The sequence below is a fragment of the Candidatus Methylacidiphilales bacterium genome, assembly GCA_025056655.1.
In the GTDB taxonomy this organism is placed as follows: Bacteria; Verrucomicrobiota; Verrucomicrobiia; order Methylacidiphilales; family JANWVL01; genus JANWVL01.
Genome location: JANWVL010000008.1, coordinates 1 through 5,049 on the forward strand (window position 1 = coordinate 1; position 5,049 = coordinate 5,049).

4 protein-coding genes are annotated in these 5,049 nt (G+C 33.8%); all 4 read right to left on the reverse strand.

The window, feature by feature from the left end; all coding sequences use genetic code 11:
* Positions 1-703: 703 nt before the first annotated feature.
* Entirely contained in the window at positions 704-2,452 is a 1,749-nt protein-coding gene (locus tag NZM04_00390; protein ID MCS7062502.1) for a hypothetical protein, read from the reverse strand.
* 300 nt (positions 2,453-2,752) lie between these two features.
* Positions 2,753-3,514 carry a response regulator transcription factor gene (locus tag NZM04_00395; protein ID MCS7062503.1) on the reverse strand — a complete coding sequence of 254 codons (762 nt, stop codon included), beginning with the start codon at positions 3,512-3,514 and terminating at the stop codon, positions 2,753-2,755.
* Positions 3,515-3,597: 83 nt separating this feature from the next.
* The gene (locus NZM04_00400) at positions 3,598-4,446 is read right to left on the reverse strand and encodes an AAA family ATPase (protein ID MCS7062504.1); all 849 of its coding nucleotides are present in this window, start codon (positions 4,444-4,446) and stop codon (positions 3,598-3,600) included.
* Positions 4,447-4,691: 245 nt separating this feature from the next.
* Positions 4,692-5,049, reverse strand: a 358-nt coding sequence (locus NZM04_00405; GenBank protein MCS7062505.1) for a hypothetical protein, incomplete at its 5' end; no start/stop codon positions are given.

Sequence of the window (5,049 nt, forward strand, 5' to 3'; positions counted from 1 at the left end):
CTATCTCGCGATGAAACAGTGTTACAGGCGGTGGTGGATCAAGCTTCAAGCCCATTTCAGTATTGCACCGACGGCTTTAGTGGGTATGCTGCTTTAGATTACCTTGGCAGCTGTCTCTAGTTGCGCCGAGCAATTCGTAGACCTATTTAGTTAAAGCAACTCTCGCCGAGTTGCGGGGGATCTTGCTTGCTTAAGCCGACAGGCGCGGTGCTTTTCGCGGTGTGTGGATGAGCTACGGTGGTCGGGTGAGTCCTTTGTGCAATGCTGGAATCGGCGGAATCCCTTCAAGCAAGCGCATCCGGGTTATCATAGCTATCCGCGGGGCCACGCAAGTATTTGGGTTTAGGCACTCCCTCGGATAAACCATGTATTAGATACTCTATTCTAACTCGATAGTATTAAAGGTTTGGTCAGATCAAGTGCTACAGGCATTTCAATGTTGGACTATCAGTTTTATTGGTTATGTTCATTTAGACTACTATGGTGAAGCTCTTCTGTTGCGCCAAATATGGATAAGACGGATATGAGTAGAAAGCATTACCAATTCGTTCAATATTGTAAAACTGCGGTATTTTAAGTGAATGTATTTATATAACGGGGCTGTGATAAAATAAATAAACATATTGATTTATAATACTATAAATTAAATAATTCATTATTTTCGTGAACCACCATCCACGCTTGTATTCTATGCATCAAAAAACTATAAATAGTAATGTTGACCTTGAGTTAGCTGTTCAATCTTTGTCAAAAATAAATAAATTAATTTCTTTTCAACTGAATTAGCGCAAGATAAGATATATGATTTGAACCATTCTTTATCGTTTACGCTATTCTCTATTCTTGTCAATACAATATCTATCTTTTTTACATCATTATATGTAGCCGTGAATATTTTCATAGCATTAGCGAGTATACCCATATCCACGTATTTAATATTGATCAAACAATCTTTATAACAAAAGAAATCCTTTTCTGAAATCTGATTATATACCAACGATATTGATTCTGGTGTATTGAGCATAAAGTTCATATTCAGCAAGGTAGTCCATATTCTGCTATACTTTAAATCCTCTCTGTTTTTAATAACATCGATTATTTTTTCAGCCATTTTTACGAACTCACTTTTTTTGTATTGATATGTATAAAAAAGCATTATCTCTGAGATTTTATGATGGGGGTACCTAAATATGTAATTATTAATAAAATCAATGGCTTTATTATTATTTAAATATATAATGGTTTCGACAAAATCTATCTTACACACAACACTTAATTCTTTATTCTCCAGAATACCGTCTAAGTAATTAAAAATATCAAGGAAATTGTTTTCACGTATCCAACTGAGTACGTTTAAAAACAAATTGTTTATGTTAATCTGAATGTTATTACATAACTCATCTCTTATCTCTTTGTCTAATTCCATGAAAATATCTTGAAGTAACCCACGATCATTTTTTTGCAAAAACTTTATAATTTTTATAACTATTTCATTATCCATGTATTTTAATATAAAACTAAATAAATATGATGCAATTCTTATTGGATTCTTCTCTTGATCATCTAAAAGTTTATCAAGGATTTTAATAATATACCTACTTATAAAGGTAACACTAGGGATATGTTTATTACACTGATTATCAACTTCAAAATCATCTTTATTCTCTGATATGGAAGTGATGACTTCGTCAACAGATTTGAATATAAGATCGCTTTGTTTTATACCATCATTTATGGTGGCTTGATCTTGTTGATAAAGAATTGATGTTGCTTTTTTATTAATAAATTTTTTAGCTCTGTCCAATATACTTTCGCAAAAATTATTTTTATTTAACACATCGCGTATCTTTAATAAATCATCATTTGTATTTATATAATCATGATCTGATAATATATTTATAACATCAATTATGATATCGATAGATGCCATATTTATATTATTTAAGATATACTCGATAGACAATTGATAGTTTGTATCTATCAAGAGAGAGGCCAGTAATAATTTATTATTTGTGCTCACGCCCTCCTCTTTAATTAAAGAAGATATTTCTGAATTAAATAATTCGTCCTTGTCTTGAATGATTACTTTTATGGCTGGGAATATGTTTGCAGATATGATATCGTTATTTCTTATCTCGTGCTTTATATTCTCGATGGATGATAATACACCTAATTTATATAGAGCATAATGAGCCATAATCCTATAACTACAGTTATAATGATTAATGTATTGATATATTAAATCAAGTCCCCTGACATCTTTTAAATCAGCTAGTATTTTCATCCCGATAAATGGACCACTCGCTTTTTTATCTCTAATAAATTCAAGCGCTATATAAAATACTTCATTATGAAATTCATTATACAACTTCTCTAGATTTTCTTTTGTGTAATTAAATTCGTAGTCTGAGCAACTCGAATAATAAAACAGCTTGCCTAATGAGCAATTCATAATATCTATATTAAACGCCAAGCACTCTTATATTATAAGACATAATAAATATATGCGCAAGTTTTTAAATTAAGAATAATGAGTGATTTGAAAGTATAATAAAGCCAAGATATCTGGCTAATTCATTCTATATGATCTTGACTAAACTTATAAGTATTATAAAAAAATTTATTACGATTATATACTATTTATCTAGAGGGGTGATACATTGCATGATTCAATCCTGGATTTAAAAGCCGATGGTATTATCAAATTTTATTTATGCATTAAAAATATTTACATGTAAAATAATTAACCATATCAACAAATTTGAAATTGATTTTGATCGATTTTGTCATCTTGCTTTTCTTCTAATATCTTATGGAAATCTACGAAACGATATCCGGTGCCCCTTTCTGTTAGAATATACCTTGGATTATAAGGATCTATTTCTAACTTATTGCGTAAATATTTTATGTACAAATTTAGCTTTTTAGTATCATCACGATATTCCCATCCCCACACCCAGCTCAATAATTGTTCATTTGATATTACCCTACCTGCATTTTGCACTAAATAGTATAACAGTCTCCATTCTGTTGGACTTAACTTAATTGGCTTGCCTTCTACAATAGCCTCACGGTTCTTGAAATCAATAGTAAGGTGATTATCCACATGAATGTTTGATCCATTCAACATAGGTGGTAATTCTGCTCTTCTAATTATAGCTTTAGTGCGCATCACGAGCTCACGAGGATTAAAAGGTTTGGTTATATAATCATCAGCGCCCATTGATAATCCTTTAATCTTATCATTCTCAGCGCTTTTAGCCGTAAGAATGATAACAGGAACATAGCTTTCCTTCCTGATCAAAAATAAAACCTCAAATTCATCCATATCAGGCATAATAACATCAAGAATAACACAGTCAGGTAACAATTCTCTTGTTTTATTTATAGCATCATGCCCATTTTCAGCAGTTGCCACATGAAATCCCCCTTGTTCAAGATTCATCTTTATAAACTGAATAATATGAGGATCACTGTCAGCAACTAAAACAAGTTTTTTGTCACTATCTATCATAGAATATATTATAACTCATCACGAATAGTTGCAGTCATGTTGAAATAAATATATTGTTTAATTGCTTTTTCGCCTGATCATTCCTACATCATCATTTCTAAATGAAATGTCTCTGTTGCCTTCTGAACTGACATTGGAGGCATTACCTGAAAACTAGAGAAACTAGCTGAGCAAAGTTTATTTGTGTTAGGCCAATGTGAAAATTGGAACTCGGCTTGATAAATATTCAAATATGCATGCTTACATTTGAGTGGTCTTAGCAAGACTTGATTTTTAATTTGCTTGAGTCGTTCTATTCGTAATATGAAGTCTGCTTCCTTGTCGATCAAAGAAATTTGACGAGTTGTTTCCTCTACATTTTGTCTTGGGCTTATATTTAATTGCGTATAAATAATAACCATACAACATAGACAATCTTCCGTAATTTTCTTTATATTATATAGAGTTCCTGCAATATCAGGATCGTCGTCTTTTATACCAAAAGCAGGAAGACTGAAGACATCAATAAACACCATGCTGGCATTAAAACTTAATATTTTTTCTTTCAATTTATTCATAGATTGTTTATCTTTGGCGGAAAGATCATCAGGAGAAGCCGAAAATACATGCAATGGTATGTTCTTTGCTGAGTTAATGCCATACCCCCTTAGGAGTGCACCAAAGCGCGTCATGATATTGTTTTTACCATTCGCAAGATCCACATAAATCACAGATGATTTTTGTGTATTTATAGGGGGTATATCTGTGTTTGCTACTGGTTTAAGCCATGGTTTACCTGTCGCACATGCGACAGCCAGATCGCTCATGAGCATGCTTTTGAATGATCCTGGAAAACCATATACAAATGAGAGGCCAGGACTTGTGAAACCATAAGTAATATTCTTTTGCTGGTCTCGATATTTCAGCATTTCGTCAATTTTGATATCTTCCATATCTTCCTCCTACATATCAATCTCAAAACATTGTATATATTTCTGGCTGTAAGTCAAGTCAAACATTGAATGATTGTTAATAACTTGCTGGTAAAATTCAAAAATAGATCAACGCCGTGGAGGTTAGGAGTATCTAAACCAAAATATTTGCGTAATCCCGCAGATAGCTTTGATAACCTGGATACGCTTGCTTGAAAGGATACCGCCGATTCCAGCATTGCACAAAGGATACAACCGATCGCCGCCTATCCTCCACACATCGTAAAAAGCGCCGCATCCGTAGACCTAGCCGAGCAAGATCCTCCGCACTTCGGCAAGTCTTGCTTCAACCGAATGGGTCTGCTACTTGCCCGGCATAACCATAGGCATCCGCCAAGGTAGTTTAAAGCAGCATACTCACTGAAGCCATCAGTACAATATTGAAAAGCCGTGGCGCTTAATCCATCATCGCCTATATCACCGGGGAGTAAATAAAATTGGATACATGAAGTGTCCAAAGAGACATAAGCGAATCGGTGGTCAAACGAGGCAAGAATCACAGCGGCAGCCAGCGCTACCTGTGCAAGGCCTGCAATCGTCATTTCACCCCTCAGCCCAACCCAA